At 45.0% G+C, this 18,454-nt stretch carries 14 protein-coding genes; 12 read left to right on the forward strand and 2 right to left on the reverse strand.

Translation table 11 applies throughout. The features are described from left to right. Positions 1–193: 193 nt before the first annotated feature. The 6 genes from ftsL (at position 194) to JMX70_RS10525 (ending at position 8,387) form a co-directional block, all read left to right on the forward strand. A complete protein-coding gene (ftsL, locus tag JMX70_RS10500; protein WP_201591928.1) occupies positions 194–664 on the forward strand; it encodes a cell division protein FtsL in 471 nt (156 codons plus the stop codon). Beyond that, positions 661–2,766: a peptidoglycan D,D-transpeptidase FtsI family protein gene (locus JMX70_RS10505; RefSeq protein ID WP_201591931.1), complete on the forward strand. Its 2,106-nt coding sequence runs from the start codon at positions 661–663 to the stop codon at positions 2,764–2,766. Before ftsL ends, JMX70_RS10505 begins: the two co-directional genes overlap by 4 nt. Before the next feature lie 120 nt (positions 2,767–2,886). Continuing rightward, positions 2,887–4,596, forward strand: coding sequence for a UDP-N-acetylmuramoyl-L-alanyl-D-glutamate--2,6-diaminopimelate ligase (locus JMX70_RS10510; RefSeq protein ID WP_201591934.1), 1,710 nt, complete (start codon positions 2,887–2,889; stop codon positions 4,594–4,596). A 107-nt stretch (positions 4,597–4,703) separates the two neighbouring features. Further along, positions 4,704–6,152 carry a UDP-N-acetylmuramoyl-tripeptide--D-alanyl-D-alanine ligase gene (locus JMX70_RS10515; RefSeq protein WP_201591937.1) on the forward strand — a complete coding sequence of 483 codons (1,449 nt, stop codon included), beginning with the start codon at positions 4,704–4,706 and terminating at the stop codon, positions 6,150–6,152. A gap of 3 nt (positions 6,153–6,155) precedes the next feature. After that, positions 6,156–7,274 carry a phospho-N-acetylmuramoyl-pentapeptide-transferase gene (mraY, locus tag JMX70_RS10520; protein ID WP_191690664.1) on the forward strand — a complete coding sequence of 373 codons (1,119 nt, stop codon included), beginning with the start codon at positions 6,156–6,158 and terminating at the stop codon, positions 7,272–7,274. Between the two features lie 162 nt (positions 7,275–7,436). Further along, positions 7,437–8,387: a putative RNA methyltransferase gene (locus JMX70_RS10525; RefSeq protein ID WP_201591939.1), complete on the forward strand. Its 951-nt coding sequence runs from the start codon at positions 7,437–7,439 to the stop codon at positions 8,385–8,387. Between the two features lie 35 nt (positions 8,388–8,422). On the opposite strand, the gene cls is transcribed toward JMX70_RS10525, so the two are convergent. Both cls and JMX70_RS10535 read right to left on the reverse strand, forming a co-directional pair. Beyond that, positions 8,423–9,874, reverse strand: coding sequence for a cardiolipin synthase (gene cls / locus JMX70_RS10530; protein WP_201591941.1), 1,452 nt, complete (start codon positions 9,872–9,874; stop codon positions 8,423–8,425). Between the two features lie 102 nt (positions 9,875–9,976). Further along, a complete protein-coding gene (locus JMX70_RS10535; RefSeq protein ID WP_201591943.1) occupies positions 9,977–10,771 on the reverse strand; it encodes a YdcF family protein in 795 nt (264 codons plus the stop codon). A 162-nt stretch (positions 10,772–10,933) separates the two neighbouring features. On the opposite strand from JMX70_RS10535, the gene arsC reads away from it, so the two are divergent. The 6 genes from arsC (at position 10,934) to JMX70_RS10565 (ending at position 18,445) form a co-directional block, all read left to right on the forward strand. After that, positions 10,934–11,341: an arsenate reductase (glutaredoxin) gene (arsC, locus tag JMX70_RS10540; protein ID WP_201591945.1), complete on the forward strand. Its 408-nt coding sequence runs from the start codon at positions 10,934–10,936 to the stop codon at positions 11,339–11,341. After that, positions 11,328–12,140 carry an arsenical resistance protein ArsH gene (gene arsH, locus JMX70_RS10545; protein ID WP_227671247.1) on the forward strand — a complete coding sequence of 271 codons (813 nt, stop codon included), beginning with the start codon at positions 11,328–11,330 and terminating at the stop codon, positions 12,138–12,140. The genes arsC and arsH overlap by 14 nt, the downstream gene beginning before the upstream one ends. A gap of 66 nt (positions 12,141–12,206) precedes the next feature. Continuing rightward, the gene (locus JMX70_RS10550; RefSeq protein WP_201591947.1) at positions 12,207–13,517 is read left to right on the forward strand and encodes an arsenic transporter; all 1,311 of its coding nucleotides are present in this window, start codon (positions 12,207–12,209) and stop codon (positions 13,515–13,517) included. Positions 13,518–13,987: 470 nt separating this feature from the next. Next, positions 13,988–14,614: a hypothetical protein gene (locus JMX70_RS10555; RefSeq protein WP_201591950.1), complete on the forward strand. Its 627-nt coding sequence runs from the start codon at positions 13,988–13,990 to the stop codon at positions 14,612–14,614. 183 nt (positions 14,615–14,797) lie between these two features. Next, on the forward strand, positions 14,798–15,403 hold the full coding sequence (locus tag JMX70_RS10560; RefSeq protein ID WP_201591953.1) for a hypothetical protein: 606 nt from the start codon (positions 14,798–14,800) through the stop codon (positions 15,401–15,403). Positions 15,404–15,466: 63 nt separating this feature from the next. Beyond that, positions 15,467–18,445: a hypothetical protein gene (locus JMX70_RS10565; protein WP_201591956.1), complete on the forward strand. Its 2,979-nt coding sequence runs from the start codon at positions 15,467–15,469 to the stop codon at positions 18,443–18,445. Positions 18,446–18,454: the final 9 nt, after the last annotated feature.

The following is an 18,454-nucleotide window of genomic DNA, read 5'->3' on the forward strand; positions in this document are numbered from 1 at the left end:
CTGAATGTTTTAATGATTACGCGGCTGTTAAAAAGCTGTAAACATTCTCTGCTAGGCTCAGCAGTTACTTTTTGCTTGGTTATGTGTTTTTTGATAGTTATTTTTATTGATGGTGCTGATGGCTCATGAGGGTGTGTTCACTCGCAAATCTTAGCGCTTTTTTTATTTTGAAGTTCACTTTTTTGAGATCGTCATGGCAATATCTGACAAACCTGTAAACCGCCGCGCCGCAATGCCTGCTAATACTGATGTTGGCGAATTATTCGTGCGCCGATTTAACGTGGTCAGTATTTACGTGGTCATATTAGTGTTACTGGCGGCGGCTATTGTCTGGAGCGGCATCAAGACGGCAGAAGGCGTGCAGCAATATCATCAGGATTATAAAACCTTGCAAGATATGAAAAAACAAGAGCGCAAGCTACAGGTAGAACACCAGCGTTTGCTTATCGAGCAGCAAACCTTTAGTGCGACCCCGCAAATTGCCAGTCGCGCCGTTGCTGAATTGGGTATGTTTTCGCCAACCCTTAAAGACAAGCTGATTATTCAGCCGGGAGCGGCAGTTGCCGTCGCGCCAGTGCTCGAGGACGATGGCACAGATGCTGCTGCTGCCAATGAAACAGATTTTTTTGAGGCGGATGCTAACGCTGCGGAGGCAGGACGATGACTGATAAAAAGCCCACCGCCAAAAACGATAAAGCCGCCAAAAATAACAGCAAAAAATCCGCCAGCGGCAAAGTCACTAAGCCGCTACGCCGTGCCAGTGTTGCCAAATCTGGACAAACAAGCGGCAAAGCTGACAATAAAGCGGCCGATAACCGCAAAGCTAAGCTATTTAGCCGCCTAAAAAAGAACGAAGTGCAGGGCGCTTATACCAGTGTAAAAACCCAAAAAAGCAAAAGAGCCTTTTTGGGTAAAGCCTCTGGGGCGTCGTCGCGCGGCGGTGTCGAGCAGGATAAAAACCGCTTTCGTACCATTTGGGCAATATCGTTAGTGATTTTAGGCTTATTAATTGGCCGTGCTTATTATATACAAGTCGCCAATGCGCAGTTTTATCAAGATAAAGGCAATGAGCTGATTACCAGCGTGCGTACGCAAAAATCCTATCGCGGTATGATTACCGATCGTAATGATTTGCCTTTAGCTGTCAGTGCGCCGCTTGCGACCGTGTCGTTTAGCCCGCACGATTATGCGCGCGAATATTATGAGCTGAAGCGTATTATCTTGACCAACCCTGATAGTCCTCAGCTTGTCGCGCGTATGCAAAAGCGTTTAGATAATATGGATTTAACCACGCTTGCAGCAGCGGCCAATATCTCAGTTACTGAGCTGAAAAAAGTCACGGCTATCGATGACAGTATTGATGTCACCGATGAAGAAGCGGTGAAAGCGGCGCTACCATCGGGCGCAGGTTCACATTATCTGCCGCTTCTTAATAAAGTCACGCCTGAGATCGCCCAAAGTGTCAGCTCGCTTGATTTTCCGGGTGTCTATGAGAAAAACTTCTTTCAGCGCTATTATCCGCAGCCGCAACCAAACTCACAGTTATTAGGGTTCATGGGGCAAAACGCCAATGATCCTGAAGGCGGTTATGAAGGCCGTGCTGGTATTGAGCGTCAGTATGAAACGGAGCTAGCGGGTGAAGATGGTAAGGTGCTGGTATTAAAAGACGCCAAGCAAAATAGCTTAAAAGAAATCAAGCAAGTCGAGCCAGAAGTACCGGGTAAAGATGTCGCCTTAACGATTGATTCGCGCTTACAGTATCTGCTCTATAAAGAGCTTGAAAAAGCCGGTCGCCTGCAAAAAGCGCGCTGGTCGACTGGTATGATTGTTGATGTACAAACGGGCGAAGTGCTAGCGCTATCGACGTGGCCATCCTTTAACTCTAATAATCTGAACGAGATGACGGGTGAAAACCAGCGTAACCGTGCGCTGCTCGACGTCTTTGAGCCGGGTTCGGTCATGAAGCCATTTACCGTGGCAGCAGCATTGGATTCAGGTAAATATACCACCACGTCTTTGATTGATACCAATCCTGGCTCTATTCGTGTGCGCGGTTATACCATTCGCGACCACAATAATCTGGGACGCATTACGCTTGCGACATTACTACAAAAATCTAGTAACGTCGCCTCAACCAAGATTGCGTTATCCTTGCCGCCTGATGCCATTACCAATATGCAAAGACAGTTTGGCTTTGGGGCAAAAACTCCGCTGCAATTCCCCGGCGAGGGCAGTGGTCTTGTCGTTACGCCAAAAGAAAAAGAAACGTCAAGACGAGCAACGGTCAGTTATGGTTATGGCCTACAAGTCACCTTAGCTCAGGTCGCACAGGCGTATTCGGCGCTTGCCGCTGGTGGGGTAATGCACCCATTAACCTTGATTAAAGATGACAAAAAACAGCCTAGCAAACGTATCATGGCGCACGAACAAGCCATGTCTATCGTACAGATGCTAGAAAGTGTCACCGAGCCGGGCGGTACCGCCAAAGCCGCGGCTATTGATGGCTATCGTGTGGCGGGTAAAACAGGTACCTCACGCCGTATTAACCCCAAAGGTGGTTACTATAGCGACCAGTACCGAAACGTCTTTGCCGGTATGGCGCCCGCGTCCAATCCTAAGCTGGTCGGGGTGATGCTTATCGAAGACCCGCGTGGTCAGATTTATGCTGGCTTAACGGTAGCCCCTGTCTTTCATAATGTTATGAAAGAGGCGCTACGTTTATATAATGTGCCTTTAGATAAACCATTGAAAACTGAAGAGCCGTAGCTAAAAAAGTAAATTCCATGCTTGAGTTTTATGACCAATTTTCATGACTAAGCTTCATGACTAAGCTCCATGTTTCAGCTGTTAACTATTTGATGCGTTTTAACCGTTTAGGATTTGCCAATGTCTCTGTCTACCTCGCCAAAAAGCAATACCGCAGTCACCTTACAACAGCTGATTGAAACCAGTGGCAACGATAGAGATAGGCAAAGCCATAGCTTAACGCAAGCATTAACAACGCTGATAAGCACATATAGCAGTCAACTACCGAAAGCAAAAACTTCGATTGCTCATATTCCCTTTGAGCAGTTCCGTCTAGACAGCCGTCAGTTAGTAGCAAACGATGTCTTTGTGTTATTAAAAAGTCAGACACCAAATTGCCAAAAAAGTCGTGACTACTTATATCAAGCCGCTGAGCAGGCGGCGTTTATCCTGTCGGAAATTGACCCAATCGCTTTGCTGTCTACCGCTAGTGTGCCGCCACACGCCAATACTTCCTTCACAAACGATAGTGATCGCTCTAAAGCGCAGCAGCAATTAGCAGCACTGCCTTGTCCAGTAGTATACGTACCAAATATTCGTGATTTTTTAGGTGACTTGATTCAAGCGCGCTTACAGCATCAGCAGCCTGTGACCTTACCGACGGTCGTTGCGGTGACTGGTACCAATGGCAAAACCACCATCAGCCAATTGGTGGCACAATTGACGCAATTGACGGGTATGAGTAGCGCGGTGATGGGCACGGCAGGTAACGGTAGGCTTGGCGCGTTAGTGCAAGCCAGCCATACCACCGGCGATGCCTTAGCGGTACAGCAGTTCTTATATCAAATGGGTCTCGAGAAGGCGCAATTATTGGCCTTAGAAGCGAGCTCGCACGGTCTCGATCAGCAGCGTTTACAAGGTATGCCGGTGTCGGTGGCGATTTATACCAATTTGAGCCGTGACCACCTCGATTATCATGCTGATATGGCAGAATATGCGGCGGCAAAAGCCAAGCTGTTTGATAAAGCGAATTTCCCCGAGTTAACCCACGCCATTATCAATATCGATGACGAGCATGCCCAGATTATGCTTGATACGGCGCATGCCAGTGGTTTGACCGTTTGGAGCTATAGTTTAGACCCAGCGAAATCTGCAACCTTTGTTGCCGCTGATATCAAGCCAAGCTTGCAAGGAGTTGAGATTGCACTGCGTACGGATTTTAAAAATAAAGAAACCAAGAGCATTAATATCATTAGCCCATTACTCGGGCGTTTTAACGTTGCCAATTTACTGGCTGCTATCGCCACTGCTGTAGCTTTAGGAATTAGCCTTGAGCGTATTGCTAATGTTATCCCGCAGCTACAAGGCGCGGTAGGGCGCATGCAGCGTGTGCCATCTGCTAATGGCTGTTTTATCGTCGATTATGCCCATACGCCCGATGCATTAAGCCAAGTACTTGCCAGTCTAAAAACCCATTGTAAAGGTCAGCTGTGGGCAGTATTTGGTTGCGGCGGTGATCGTGATGCCGGCAAGCGTCCATTGATGGCGCAGGCTGGATTGGCGGGCGCTGATAAAGTGGTATTGACGGCGGACAATCCGCGTACCGAAGACCCTAATTTAATCTTGCAAGATATGCAAGCAGGCATGACCCGCGCACAGTACGAGCGCACTCATATTGAACCTGCGCGCCAAACTGCTATCGAGTATGCAGTCAAGCAAGCAGCGCCTGCTGATATTGTCGTTATCGCGGGCAAAGGTCATGAAACCTATCAAGAGATTAACCACGTGCGTTATGATTTTGACGATAGCGTTATTTTGCAACATGCCCTTAAGCAAGCCGGACGTTTATAGTATTTATAGCGAAGTAATAGCGCCTGCCATTCATTTTTTGTACGTTTTAAAAAACCTATACTTAAAAATATCAAAGATAAGTAGTCATCATATATAAGGTAATCATTATGACAGCCGACAACGATAACAGCATTCAGTCGCAAGGGCTGTATGTTTGGCAAGCAGACAATCTGCTTGCGGCAACCAAAACTCTCGCTGGCCATTGGCAATTTGGGGCAGTACCTGTAGAGTCGAACAATGACGCAAACAAACCCATTAGTAGTACGCGTATCGCTACCGATACTCGCACTATAAAAGCGGGTGATATCTTTTTAGCATTAACCGGTGATAATTTTAACGGACATGATTATCTTGATATTGCTATAGAAAAAGGTGCGGTTGCGGCTATCGTTTCACGTCCGATTGCTGCTGATATTGCGCAATTGGTTGTCGATGATACGCGTTTGGCGCTCGGTCAATTGGCGGCTTATCGTCGGCAGCAGCACAAAGATTTGACCGTCATTGCCATTACGGGCTCAAGCGGCAAAACCACCTGTAAAGAGATGCTCGGTAGTATCTTTGGTCGCTTAGCACCAACACTGATTACCCGTGGCAACCTCAATAATGACTTAGGCGTGCCGATGATGTTGCTCGAATTATCCGATCATCATCGCTATGCCATTTTGGAGCTGGGCGCAAACCATATCGGTGAGATTGCTTATACTGCTGAGATTGTGCAGCCTGACGTGGCATGTATCTTAAATATTGGTACCGCGCATTTGGGAGAATTTGGCAGCCGCGAAGGCATTTGCCAAACCAAAGCTGAAATTTACCATACCTTACATGATAACCAATTTGCCATAGTTCCTGATAAAGATGATTTTACCAATCAATTGCGCCGTATCGCTGAAAAGCATACCCCAAACGTTATAGGCTTTGGTAATACCGATGTGAGTGCCAGTCATTTAGATGTTGAGCCTGAGCGCAGTGAGTTTAAGCTGCATATTGGTAGCCAAGTCCATGATATTAATTTGCCGTTAGCAGGCGAGCATAATGTCAATAATGCGTTGGCGGCTGCTGCTTGTGCCCATGCGCTAAATATCGATATTAGCGATATCGTCGTCGGGCTTGAAAACGCACGTCCTGCAAAAGGGCGTTTGAATAGTCAGCTCCTTGGTATGCATCGCTTGATTGATGATACGTATAACGCCAATCCGCATTCGGTGCGCGCAGCTGCTAAAGTGCTGGCGGCGCAAACGGGTACGCAGGTGATGGTACTTGGGGATATTGGCGAGCTAGGAGAGGCGGCGATCAGTGAGCACCAAAGCTTAGGTCGTACCATTGCGACCACTGGCATCAATGTGCTGTTGTGCGTTGGTCAATATGCGCCCTATACGGTGGCGGGCGCGCAAGAGATTTCTGCTATCAATGCCCATGCCTTTGCTGATAAAGACAGTTTATTGGCCTATTTGCAGTCTTATTTACAAGCACAGCAGGCGCAGCCTTGTACGGTGCTGTTTAAAGGCTCACGTTCCATGGAAATGGAAACCCTTATCAATGCGCTAGTCGAGGAGTAGGCGGTGTTAGTTTGGTTGTTTGGCTGGCTTGGTCAGTATTATACGCCGTTTTCTGCGGTTTCTTCGTTGACGCTACGGGCGTTGTTGGCGGTTATTACTGCGCTGGCGTTCAGTATGGTGTTTGGCAGTCGCGTCATCAATCGCCTGCGTGCGCTCAAATACGGTCAGGCGATTCGTAATGATGGCCCGCAGTCGCATTTGGTCAAAACCGGTACGCCAACCATGGGCGGGGTGCTAATTTTGAGCGCGATTGGCGTATCGACGTTACTGTGGGCGCGATTAAACAATCCCTATGTGTGGATTTTGCTCATCGTGATGATTATCTTTGGCGCAGTTGGCTGGGCAGATGATTGGCTTAAAATTAAGTATAAAGACCCCAAAGGCCTGATCGCCCGCAAAAAATACTTTTGGCTGTCGATGGGGGCGTTATTCGTCGGGATTTCTTTATATTATATTGCTACCTTGCAGCCAGATATAGCGACCACGCGTGAGATGCAGGACTTGCTATTACCGATTTTTAAAGATTGGATGATTCCTTTCTCGGCTGTGCCCTTTGGAATTGGCTTTATTATCTTTACCTATTTTGTAATTAATGGTGCCTCAAACGCCGTTAACTTAACTGATGGCTTAGATGGTTTGGCGATTTTGCCGGTGGTCTTGGTGGCGGCAGGTTTAGGCGCCATGGCTTATGTCTCAGGCGACGTACGCTTTGCTGATTATTTACATGTGCCTTATATTGCTTATAACTCAGAAGTGATTATTGTTTGCGGCGCGATGATTGGCGCAGGGTTAGGTTTTTTATGGTTTAACGCTCATCCAGCGCAAGTATTTATGGGTGATGTTGGGGCGCTAGCATTGGGCGCGATGCTCGGTACAATTGCGGTTATGACCCGTCAAGAGATTGCCTTTGCCATTATGGGCGGTTTATTTGTCGCCGAAGCCTTGTCGGTGATGCTACAAGTTGGCTCGTATAAACTGCGTAAAAAGCGCGTCTTTCGTATGGCGCCACTGCATCATCACTTTGAAGAGATTGGCTGGAAAGAAACCCAAGTGGTGGCACGATTTTGGATTATTGCCATAATCCTTGTGATTCTTGGCTTAATGACCTTAAAACTGCGTTAACTCGTCAAACAGCTTCAAATCAGAAAATTTTAAATCAAAAGCCATCTTAAAATTTAAGATGGCTTTTTTATATCCTACGCTACTTACTTTTTTGTTGCGGCATTTATCCCTTGTTGAGCCGGAACTTTGTTAAAATGGCAGCCATATTGCGATGACGTTGAGATGCTTGTGAGCTTATTTATTTGTCCCCTTTGTCAATCACCTCTGCAGCCCGCCGACGATACGTGGCGCTGTAATGGCAGTTTGAACCCTAAGCAAACCGCTCATCCATTTGATGTGGCGCGGCAGGGTTATGTCAATCTATTGCCTGTGCAACAAAAAAAATCCAAAGCACCGGGCGACAGTCAGCAATCCATTGAGGCGCGCAAACGGTTTTTAAATGCCGAGCATTATCAGCCACTAAATGACTTAATTTGCCAAAAGATGACAGCGTTATTGATGGCAAAAAAAGCCAGTCTTAAGCAAAAAAATAAACCCATTAATTGGCTGGATATTGGCTGCGGAGAGGGCTATTACACGCAGGCAATGGCGCAAACAGGTATGGATATGCTTATCGCTGCCGATATCAGTAAACCTGCTGTTGTAGAGCTGGCGAGAACCAGTAAGGCTTTAGGTCGTCTTTGGTATCAAGGGGCTGAGGAGGCTAAGGAAGATGGGACTTATGCAGCAGCTATTTACCCGCTGGTGACTAGCGCGGCGCATTTGCCGCTACGCGCGCATAGTATCGATGGTATTAGCAGTATCTTTAGTCCCATTTTGCCAGAAGCATTTAATGAAGTGTTAAGCGACGAGGGCTATTTGATCATTGCCAAGCCCGATATCGGGCATTTGGCAACGATGCGTGAGGCGTTATTTGATGACGTCCGTGAGCATGATTCTGATAAGTTTTTGGACGAATTAGCGCCTTATTTTCAGTTGTTAGAGACTCATCATGTCAGTAGTAAGCTCAGTTTAGCGGCAGAGGCATTGGCAGATTTAATGACCATGACCCCTTATGCCTATCGGGCCCGTAGCGAAAAAAGGCAGCGGCTACTAGCAGAGGGGGCAGTACAACCTTTTGCAACAGAAGCTAAGTTTGTTGTCTATGTTTTACAAAAAAAGCCCGCTCATTAATGGGCGGCAATTGGCTGCATCGGCTAAAGGTCGACTTATAAAATCGGTCCCATGGTGGCGACGATATTATTCCAAATCCGATACGGTAACGGCCAGTTGTTAACCTCTTCAAGCGTTATTTCATCAGAATCAGCGATATACTGATATTGGCGCTCCATAATATCGGCGGTCAGTTTGTTATCACTAAAGACGATATTGTTTTCATAATTTAAATGAAAACTGCGTAAATCCAAATTGGTTGAGCCAATCAAGCTGATTTCACCATCGACAGTCAGGGTTTTGGCGTGTAGCAGCCCCGGCTTATACTCGTAGATTTTTACGCCAGCCTCAAGCAATTCCCAATAATAACTGTGACTGGTGGCGGCAACGATAAAGGAGTCGTTTTTCTTTGGAAAAACCATCGTCACTTCAACCCCGCGATAGGCGGTTGCACATAGGATACTCACCAGCGAATAATCGGGCACGAAATAAGGGGTAGAAATTATTAGGGTATGCTGGGCTTGGCTAATTAAGGCACCCAAAAACTGCGGCGTGTTACCGTGACGCTGGGTCGGGCCATCAGAGAAAACTTGCGCAGCAAAATCATTGGGCGGCAGATTTGGCTGCAAATCGGTGCTGTACGGAAAGCTGTCGAGCGGCGTATTAGGGTTTTCATTTAGCCAATCACTGGCAAATAGCATCTGATTTTGCGCAACGATGGGCCCTTCGATACGCAGCATAATATCAACCCAGGGAGCGTATTTTGGCTTTACGCGAAACTCAGGGTCGGCGCAGTTACGGCTACCAAAATAGCCAACCTTACCGTCAATCACGGTAATTTTGCGGTGGTTACGCAAGTCAATACGGCTAAAGAGCATAACCTTTATGATATTGGTTAACGGTAGCGCCACACTGAGCTGCACACCCGCGTCCTTCATCTCTTGCCATAACTTTGAGCCGACCATCTTGCGCGAGCCCATGCCATCGACCATCGCTCGGCAGGTGACGCCGCGCTTTTCTGCCCGAATTAGGGCTTCTGCGGTAGCCGTACCCATGCCATCGACCAGCCAAATATAATACAGCACATGGATATGGTCTGTTGCCGCATCAAAGTCGTCAATCATACGTGTGCGCGTCTCATTGGCATCAGCCATTAGCTCAGCGCGATTGCCAACTGTCGTCTGAAAGCCGGTGGCTTTTGCTGAATAAGCAAAGGCTGCGCGGTACTCAGGCTTAACGGCATGTAATAACGCCATATCGCTACCAAGTACCTCTGGGCGATGACGATGCAATTTATCGATGATTTTCTGACGTTCGCGTGTGAAGTTGCGCCCTAAATGCACCTCACCAAACATCCAATAAACCAAGACGCCAAAATAAGGTAAGAGAAATAAAATCACCAACCAAGCCAAACGCGCCGGCGCCGTTAAGTCATGGCGCGCAAGGACGCGCAACGATATTAGCACCAGCAGTATAAAGTGAATGGTTAATAAAATATCGACGAGCATAGCGGAATCCGTTGTTATTATATTTATGAAGGTTATGGTTGCTCTTAGTTATATTGCAGGACTAAATTATTGGCCGAGTTGCCTTATTGATGGCTTTTATCATTAATATTCACCAAACAGCCAACCACTGACAAAGGCAAAATACTCACGAAACCACGCATTGTAGCGAATCGATAGCGGCGTCGGGCTGGCGAGCAAAATAGGTCGCTGGTAGCCTTGATGCTTGGCAATGGCAGCCGCGCGAATGGTATGAAAATCACTGGTCACAATGGCAATAGGCGCCGTGATAGGCACTTCTTTTGCTGCCAAAATTACTTGGCTGTAAATTAAGTTTTCGGCAGTACTGGTGCTTTTACCTTCTTGCAAAATGTGCTCAAGAGCAATGCCATGCTTCTCATGTAAATAGCGCGCCATAATACTGGCTTCGCTATACGTCTGCCCCATACCAATGCCGCCACTGGTCAGCGCCAATGCCTCGGGTTGTGCTTTAATCAGCGGGGCCGCCGTATCTAAACGCTGAGCAAGCGTTGGTGTTGGCTTACCGGCGATAGTACCTGACCCTAATACAATAATCGCCGCGACCTCTGATACAGGCTGCGAGCTCCTTTTAATTTGCTGCTGCAATGAGAAAACAAATAAGCCAAAGCTTATCAGCCAAATAAAAAACAGCAGCCATAGCGTGTACCAAAGACGATTGCGAAATGGGTTTTGCCTAGTAAATTTGCGGATGGCATGCCAAAATATCCCATGGGCGACAAATGCGCTGCCCAATAAAAACGGTACCACGGTGCCAAAGTTGATTTTGCCAACCGTCATTAACACGGCACAATCAACCATGATAACGGTACCGATAACGACCAATCCAACTCGCGCTATAATGAGTAATTTTTTTGCCATAGTTTTAAATTTATTATGTTTAGGTAAAGCTGCTGTAGTTTAGGGTTTATTCAATCAAGAGCTTATTTGTCTATTTAATTATACGTTGTTTTAATTGCATGGCGGTTTGGTCATATCAAGACATACCAAATCCAATCCCTTTAACGTAAAAAGGAGAACCTTATGACGCCAATAATTTTTCATAATCCAAAATGCGGCACTTCTCGTAATACCCTTGCCATTATGCAGGCCTCAGGTGAGACGCCAGATGTGGTGGAATATCTAAAAACACCGCCATCTCGTGAGTACTTGGTTGAGTTGTTGGCATTGATGCACATCACGCCGCGCGAGCTAATACGCAGTAAAGAAAACGTCTATAGCGAGATTGGCTTAGACAATCCAACATTGAGCGATGCGCAATTGATTGATGCCATGATAGCGCACCCTATTTTAATCAATCGTCCTATTGTTGTTACCAATAAAGGCGCGGTGCTGTGCCGACCGGCAGAGCGAGTGTTTGAATTACTGGAAAATCCGGTCAGTAGTTTCACAAAAGAGAATGGGGAAGTGGTGAAGCATGTTACAGAATAAAAAGACAGAAGTCTTAATAGTAGACGGTCTTAATAATAAAAGTGATAGCAATATTGGCGCTACTGATTTACCCGCTGCTGATTTACTTAAAAACGATTTACCCAACGTTGATTTTGATCAAATACAAGCCATTGATATTGAGTCTTTGGTCGGTAAAGATGACCCACGCCATGCGCCAAGAATATTGGTGTTATATGGCTCCCTGCGAGCGCGCTCATTTTCTAGATTAGCCGCTGAAGAAGCAAGCCGTCTATTGCGTTGGTACGGCTGCGAGGTGCGCATGTTTAATCCATCAGGTTTGCCACTGCCAGATGACGCAGATAGCGACCACCCAAAAGTGCAAGAGTTACGCGAGCTGGCACAGTGGTCAGAGGGCATGCTGTGGGTCAGTCCCGAGCGCCATGGCAGCATTACCAGTATTATGAAAGCGCAAATTGACTGGATTCCATTGGCGCTCGGCGGCGTACGTCCGACCCAAGGTAAAACTCTCGCTATCATGCAAGTCTGTGGCGGCAGCCAAAGTTTTAATACCGTCAATCAATTACGTATTCTTGGGCGCTGGATGCGGATGATTACCATCCCCAATCAATCTTCTATCCCTAAAGCATTTTTGGAATTTGACGATAATGACCGCATGAAAATGTCCCCACTTTATCTGCGTGTGGTTGACGTTTGCGAAGAGTTGGTCAAATTTACCTGGCTTACCCGAGGTCGTTCGGTGTATCTGACCGATCGCTATTCAGAACGGGTTGAAAGCGCTGCGGAAGTCTCACAACGCGTCAATCAAAAATCGCTCTAACGTTGTTATTTTATTATTGCCTTTATTAATATTTCATTGCTTCAATTGGCTCATTAAGGTTACTTCATGCTCGCATTCGCTATTTTTATCGTAACTTTGGTCTTGGTCATCTGGCAGCCGAAAGGGCTTGGCATTGGTTGGAGTGCGATGGGCGGCGCTTTGGTTGCTTTAGTATTTGGTGTGGTGCACTGGTCTGACGTTGGTATTGTCTGGGATATTGTTTGGGACGCTACCTTTACCTTTGTCGCCCTGATTATTATCTCCCTTATTTTAGATGAAGCGGGATTTTTTGGCTGGGCGGCATTACACGTCGCTCGGCTGGGCAATGGGCGGGGGCGTTTGCTATTTCCGATGATTGTGCTGCTAGGAGCGTTTATCTCCGCCTTCTTTGCCAATGATGGGGCGGCCTTACTGCTGACGCCAATTGTGATTGCTATTCTACTGCGCCTTGATTTTCCCCCCAAATCTGCTTTAGCTTTTATTATTGCCACTGGTTTTATTGCTGATACCGCAAGCTTGCCATTAGTGACTTCTAATTTGGTTAATATCGTCAGTGCCAATTATTTTGATATTGGTTTTGGTCGCTATGCGGCGGTGATGGTACCGGTAAATATCGTCTCTGTTCTAGCGACGCTATTGGTATTGTGGATTGCTTACGCGCGGCATATTCCTAAACACTACTCAACGGCAAATCTTAGCTCACCGCAATCCGCTATCAAAGACCCGCTGGTGTTTCGAGCGGCTTTTCCACTATTGGCATTATTATTAATCGCTTATTTCGCGACTGAATCGCTCGGGCTGGTTATCTCCGTAGTGACGAGTGCCGCGGCGCTTATACTAATGGCGATTGCTGGACGCTGGTGGCAAGGCGGACGTGATGCCAAGTTTTCTATGACTAATATTCTTAAGAAAGCCCCGTGGCAAATCGTATTATTTTCAATTGGTATGTATTTGGTGGTTTATGGTTTGGGCAATGCAGGACTTACTGCTTATGGCGCGCAAATACTTAATTGGTTAGGCCAACAAGGCGTACTCATTGCGACGGTTGGCACAGGATTCTTATCCGCCATCGTAGCGTCTGTGATGAACAATATGCCGTCGACGCTGATAGGCGCGCTGGCGATTGATAGCGCCCAAGTGCCCACTGCTACTCGAGAGTTGATGATTTATGCCAATGTCATTGGTAATGATTTAGGACCAAAATTCACGCCTATTGGTAGTTTGGCGACGTTATTGTGGTTACATGTATTGGCAGAAAAAGACTATAAAATCAGCTGGGGACAATATATGAAGGTCGGTCTGCTGATAACGCCGCCGGTGTTATTAGCTACACTATTGGCATTGGTGTTTTGGTTGCCTCAATTGCCGAGTGTTTAAAAGAAGAATTATAAAAGCTAAAATCGATTATATATTGGAGAGATATTTTAATGATTTAAAGATAGAGATGTTTTTGGCATCGCTTTATGAAGCTAGCCATAAATTATAATCAAAAAAATATGACAATAACTTTCCATAAAATTCATACCATGTTTGAGTAGAAGGAATACAGACCGCAGTTAAATTAGTTTTAATCTCAAATACACTTGTATGTCTTTTTTGTAGCTATTTTTTCGAACATTCATATTGAGACTACCGTTCATAACCATAAATAAACCGCTCATCTGTTAGCTTTTGATTTGGTGTATTTAATGTAATAGACTGTATTTATTGAGTAATAAGAAGCACGCCTTCTATAAATATTACTATCGTTTATGCCACTAGATGCTCTGTTATTTGAGATTCTTAATATCTAATAGTATCGTTGGTAGAAATCAAAATAAATAAGTTTTAATCATAGGGTTCACATCATGAATGTTTTCGGAAAAATAGCGCTAACTGGTTTAGCTTTGTCTTTATCTACATTTGCTTCAGCAGCTGTTACTGGTACTACTGACTTCCGAGTAGTGTTGCCTGAAGTATTGGTGCTTTATCATTGGGATGATGTTGTATTGAATTTGTCAGATGCTGGTCGCGTAGTCAATGATAATGCAACGCGAACGGGAACTGCAGCACTTGGATCTACTGCTGTTTCAATTGGTCCTGCTGTTGCTACGACCGCAGATGCACTTACTACCTCAGTAGCAGTTACGTTAAAAGATGCATGGGCGGTACGTAACCTATCTACTAATAAGGGCGTTACTCTTACATTAGACAATACTAATTCTAAGTTATTAAGTGTTGCTGATCAAAACTCTTTTCTTACTACTAAAGATGCGGCTTTAGCTTCTACAAACACAAAGGTTACTGGTACTGGTGCAACTTTGACAATCGCTTCAGGTTGGGCGCCAGTATTAGGCGACATTAATTTCAATTTAGACTTAACTACAGCTAATAGTTCTGGTGAATATAATACACGTGGCGTGGCTGGTATAGCAGGAAATTTACCTGCAGATAATCTCAAAGATACTTTTAAACTAACTTTAACTGGTAAATAATTTACTGTTAGTGTTAAAACATTTAGTATTAGGTTCATTCAAGACAATAAAAAATACCAGCTGAGATTGCTGGTATTTTGTTATCAACAGTCTGCTTTTAATCCAACTTTATACACTTATTATTGGTTTTTCGATCATAATGCTCATCGCTTGTATTTTAATTTATATTGAGGTAAAAGGATAATGACATCTCCCTATCCAAAGCAGCAGTCATGTAAAGGATTATCAATTTTATCAGTGACGGCTTTCTTATGTGTTGCCTTGGCGGGTACGCAGTCTGTTCAAGCCGAATTGATTGTCCATAACTCCGTAGATAAAACCGGTCAAGCCAGTATGGTTGTCAGTAATGATCGTCAAAAGGAGCTACCACCAGCACAGTTAGGTATATCACCTGCTCAGATCAAAGAGACAGTATCATTAACGCAGAGTAAAAACCTAGCGAAGCTTAATCAGTCCTTAACTTTATATAATTATGGCAGTAAGCCCAAAAAAATCAGCCTAAGCTTAATAGATGTAGATGAGTCGGGCGCGCCTATAGCCCCTAGCGAGAGTACGTTAAAGCCGTGGACTTTGATCAATCCTACACAGTTTACTATCGCGCCAGGCGGTTATCAGACAGTACGTATGTCCATGCGTTTACCCAGAGAGTTTGGAAAAGGTATGCACAGCGCTATGTTGTCAATCGAACAACAAGTTGATAAACCTCTTACTTATAGTGTCGATGGAAAAGGCGTCACCCTTGAGCTTGGTTCTCGTTATGCGCTACCTGTGTATCTTAATGTTCAGTAAGTATCATCTAAGCCATATCGATACGACCTGCTATGCCAACAACATGGATTCTGTGCTGCGTTTATGATTAAAAAATACTCACATTTACGTATGATGATTTTGGCAACTTTACCCTGTGTGGGTAGTTACCCTTCATTATCATTCGCTGAAGTTCCTGTCATCAACGCCAAAATTGTACCCTCAGCATTACCTGCTGAGCATAAGCAATCGTTACTTCCTACTTTGGTTGGCGTGGTTATTAATGGGCAGGAGCTTGATAGTCTAGATGTGTTATATGACTCACGCGCGGATACTGAACTTACTAATAAGAACGATCACTATTTTCTATCTATCGATGATTTAAGTCGCTTGACGAAGGTCAAGTTTTCACCTGCGCCTCTAAGCAATACTGACAGTGTTAATACGATTAATAATATTGGCGGTTATGAGATTAGTACTCCTATTGGCGATGCGACGCTTGCTGCCAACCAAGTGCTTTCTTATCAAGGGCAAACCTACCTGTCGCTTAACACTCTAAAAAAACTAGGTATTACTGCAGATTATAGTCAGCCAGACTTAGCCATTATGCTTAATATGGGATGGCGTCCATCACAAATCACTGATGGTGCATCGGATAATAATGTTGCTCAAAAACCACCTATTGATTACCACCCTAGTCGTGCAGGATTACTGGGACTGTCATTTAACAGTAGTTTAAGTGCCAGCGAAAGCAATAGCGATCAAAACGGCGAGTCGTCTACTAGCCGCCAGATGTATGCGGATATTGGTGCTTATGGTTATGCTTTAGGTGGTGTATGGGGTATCAATGCCGTTGGTTATGACTTTAATAGCTCTAACGACCTTAAAAACAATAAGAAAGGCCGGTTATCGGATGATGATAGCTTTGCAAAAAATGCTTTAAATGGATTCACCTATTTGCCTTCAGACTGGGATGACTGGGAGATAGATAACTTATACTGGGCAAAATCAGGTGAACATATAGCCACACGCCTTGGTATTAACCAACCAAACTCGTTAGGTCAAGGTGCACAGACCTCAGGCTCTGAGTTTACCGGTGCATTGGTCGCTTATAGTAATCGTAATATCGCACGGCATCTGTCTTATTTTGACGATGACAGTCGCAGCCTATTACAAAATACCAGTCAAGACTATCAGCATTTAACAGGTATAGGTGAGGCTGGAGGCGTGGCAGAGCTGCGTATCAGTGGTCAGCCTATTGCTCGGGTTCAAATTGGACTGGATGGACGCTACGAGTTTTTAAACCTCGATGTCAGTCAGCTATCATTGACAGAGACACTGGTTGAGGTGGCAATCTATGCTTATCCATTAGCTCGTCAACCACTTGAGATACGCCCCATTATACTGGGTAAACGGCGCACCAATGCGGCGACTGATGAGCTGATAATAGAATTGGGTCTCGGTCGTAGTGGTAATCTCATTAATAATGATACAAGAAACAACGATGAGAGTAATACTGCGGCCCATCTATATGCTGAGTATGGTGTCAATAATAGCTTAGCCGTACGCGGCGGTGTCAATACCAATATCCAAAACTTACCCGAAGATAACGACTCAGTATCTTGGCATGCTGGTGCTAATTATAGTCTATCGCCTTATAGTAACGCTGACATCAGCTATGCTAATACGCCTACCCAAGAGTTGTGGCAGGCTCAACTACAGTATCAACGCAAAAAACTGTGGGCGAACTACCAGTATCAAGCCCGACAATATGATGGCATTGGGCTAAATGTATCCTCGCAAGATACCGATGAAGCTGTACAGTTGCATGACCAACGTCATCAACTACTACTCAACTATAGCCCGAGTGATAGAACCAATATTAGTCTTAACCAGTATTATGACGATATGTCTATCCAGACGACTGATGCGGATGATTATTACGCTTATGCAAGTATCAATCATCGATTTAATGATGCGTTAAATGCTGGTGCTAACTGGAGTAGCAAGGATGATCGTTATGGCTATCGTTTTTCGTGGCAAGATACCTATAGAAGTCTTATAAATAATACGGTAACACGCAATACAATAGGACTTTCTGGCGACAATGACAGTGATACGCTTTCGCTACAGCATCAGTTGAATAACAGTACCAGTTTGGGGCAGTCGGTTAGCCGTTTGAACGACAGTAATAAGTTATTGTATCAAGGTGATATGAGCTATCGATTTGATACCAGTAGCATATTCAACCATCATTCAGATAATCAGTTAACGGGCTACGATTCAGCAGACAGCCTAATAAGTATCGGTTATAGCTTATATGATAATCATGTTGGCTGGCTAGCTGACTGGCAATTGACCAATCGTAAAGGGGTCAATTTTAGTCTGGGCTACAAGCATCGTTATGTAGACGCGATACCCAGTAGCCGTTATGACGATTTATTGATTGGAAACGCATTGATAGAAGACGGCTCATTGCCTGCTTGGACACAGAATAGCTATCTATATGCTAGGTTGTCTTTTGATATGTTCAAACCACCCAAACAAAGACTACAAGTTGGCAATTATCCACGTCAGCGCGAGGGTAGTGTCATAGTAGATATCGAGCATCATGCCGATACCCCCATAGATTATGAAAATATGCGTTTTGAGCTAGACAAGCAACAAGTAGAAGCCAGTTTACTCGGGACGCAGGCAACGCATAGCCAGTATTTAATCAGTAATATCAAAGCGGGTGACTATACACTGACGATGGATTCAGAAAACTTACCCTTAGAGTATAGTACAGGTGAGCTACAGACTCCGCGCGTCCGTGTCAGCAACTACGCACCTACCTCAGTCCCTATACAGCTGAAAAAAACTTATGGGGTATCGGGCAAGCTTGCGGATGCTAAAGAAGGGGTTGTGATTGATATTTATCAAGGCGACACTCTTATACAAAGTGTGACAACTGGTAGTTATGGATATTTCCAAGCATTTGGTCTGAGTCCGAACACTTATAGTCTGAAGGTTAAAGGTTACACCGATCAGTCTGTAGACATTACTAATGACTTTGTAATGCGAATGATTTTACAGCCATTGTAAAGTATAGCA

This window comes from Psychrobacter pulmonis (assembly GCF_904846465.1).
Lineage (GTDB): Bacteria > Pseudomonadota > Gammaproteobacteria > Pseudomonadales > Moraxellaceae > Psychrobacter > Psychrobacter faecalis.

Bases quoted from the DNA above. Each gene is read 5' to 3' on its own strand.
- ftsL (WP_201591928.1), top strand. From the start codon at position 194: ATGGCAATATCTGACAAACCTGTAAACCGCCGCGCCGCAATGCCTGCT.
- JMX70_RS10505 (WP_201591931.1), top strand. From the start codon at position 661: ATGACTGATAAAAAGCCCACCGCCAAAAACGATAAAGCCGCCAAAAAT.
- JMX70_RS10510 (WP_201591934.1), top strand. From the start codon at position 2,887: ATGTCTCTGTCTACCTCGCCAAAAAGCAATACCGCAGTCACCTTACAA.
- JMX70_RS10515 (WP_201591937.1), top strand. From the start codon at position 4,704: ATGACAGCCGACAACGATAACAGCATTCAGTCGCAAGGGCTGTATGTT.
- JMX70_RS10525 (WP_201591939.1), top strand. From the start codon at position 7,437: ATGCTTGTGAGCTTATTTATTTGTCCCCTTTGTCAATCACCTCTGCAG.
- cls (WP_201591941.1), bottom strand. From the start codon at position 9,874: ATGCTCGTCGATATTTTATTAACCATTCACTTTATACTGCTGGTGCTA.
- JMX70_RS10535 (WP_201591943.1), bottom strand. From the start codon at position 10,771: ATGGCAAAAAAATTACTCATTATAGCGCGAGTTGGATTGGTCGTTATC.
- arsC (WP_201591945.1), top strand. From the start codon at position 10,934: ATGACGCCAATAATTTTTCATAATCCAAAATGCGGCACTTCTCGTAAT.
- arsH (WP_227671247.1), top strand. From the start codon at position 11,328: ATGTTACAGAATAAAAAGACAGAAGTCTTAATAGTAGACGGTCTTAAT.
- JMX70_RS10550 (WP_201591947.1), top strand. From the start codon at position 12,207: ATGCTCGCATTCGCTATTTTTATCGTAACTTTGGTCTTGGTCATCTGG.
- JMX70_RS10555 (WP_201591950.1), top strand. From the start codon at position 13,988: ATGAATGTTTTCGGAAAAATAGCGCTAACTGGTTTAGCTTTGTCTTTA.
- JMX70_RS10560 (WP_201591953.1), top strand. From the start codon at position 14,798: ATGACATCTCCCTATCCAAAGCAGCAGTCATGTAAAGGATTATCAATT.
- JMX70_RS10565 (WP_201591956.1), top strand. From the start codon at position 15,467: ATGATTAAAAAATACTCACATTTACGTATGATGATTTTGGCAACTTTA.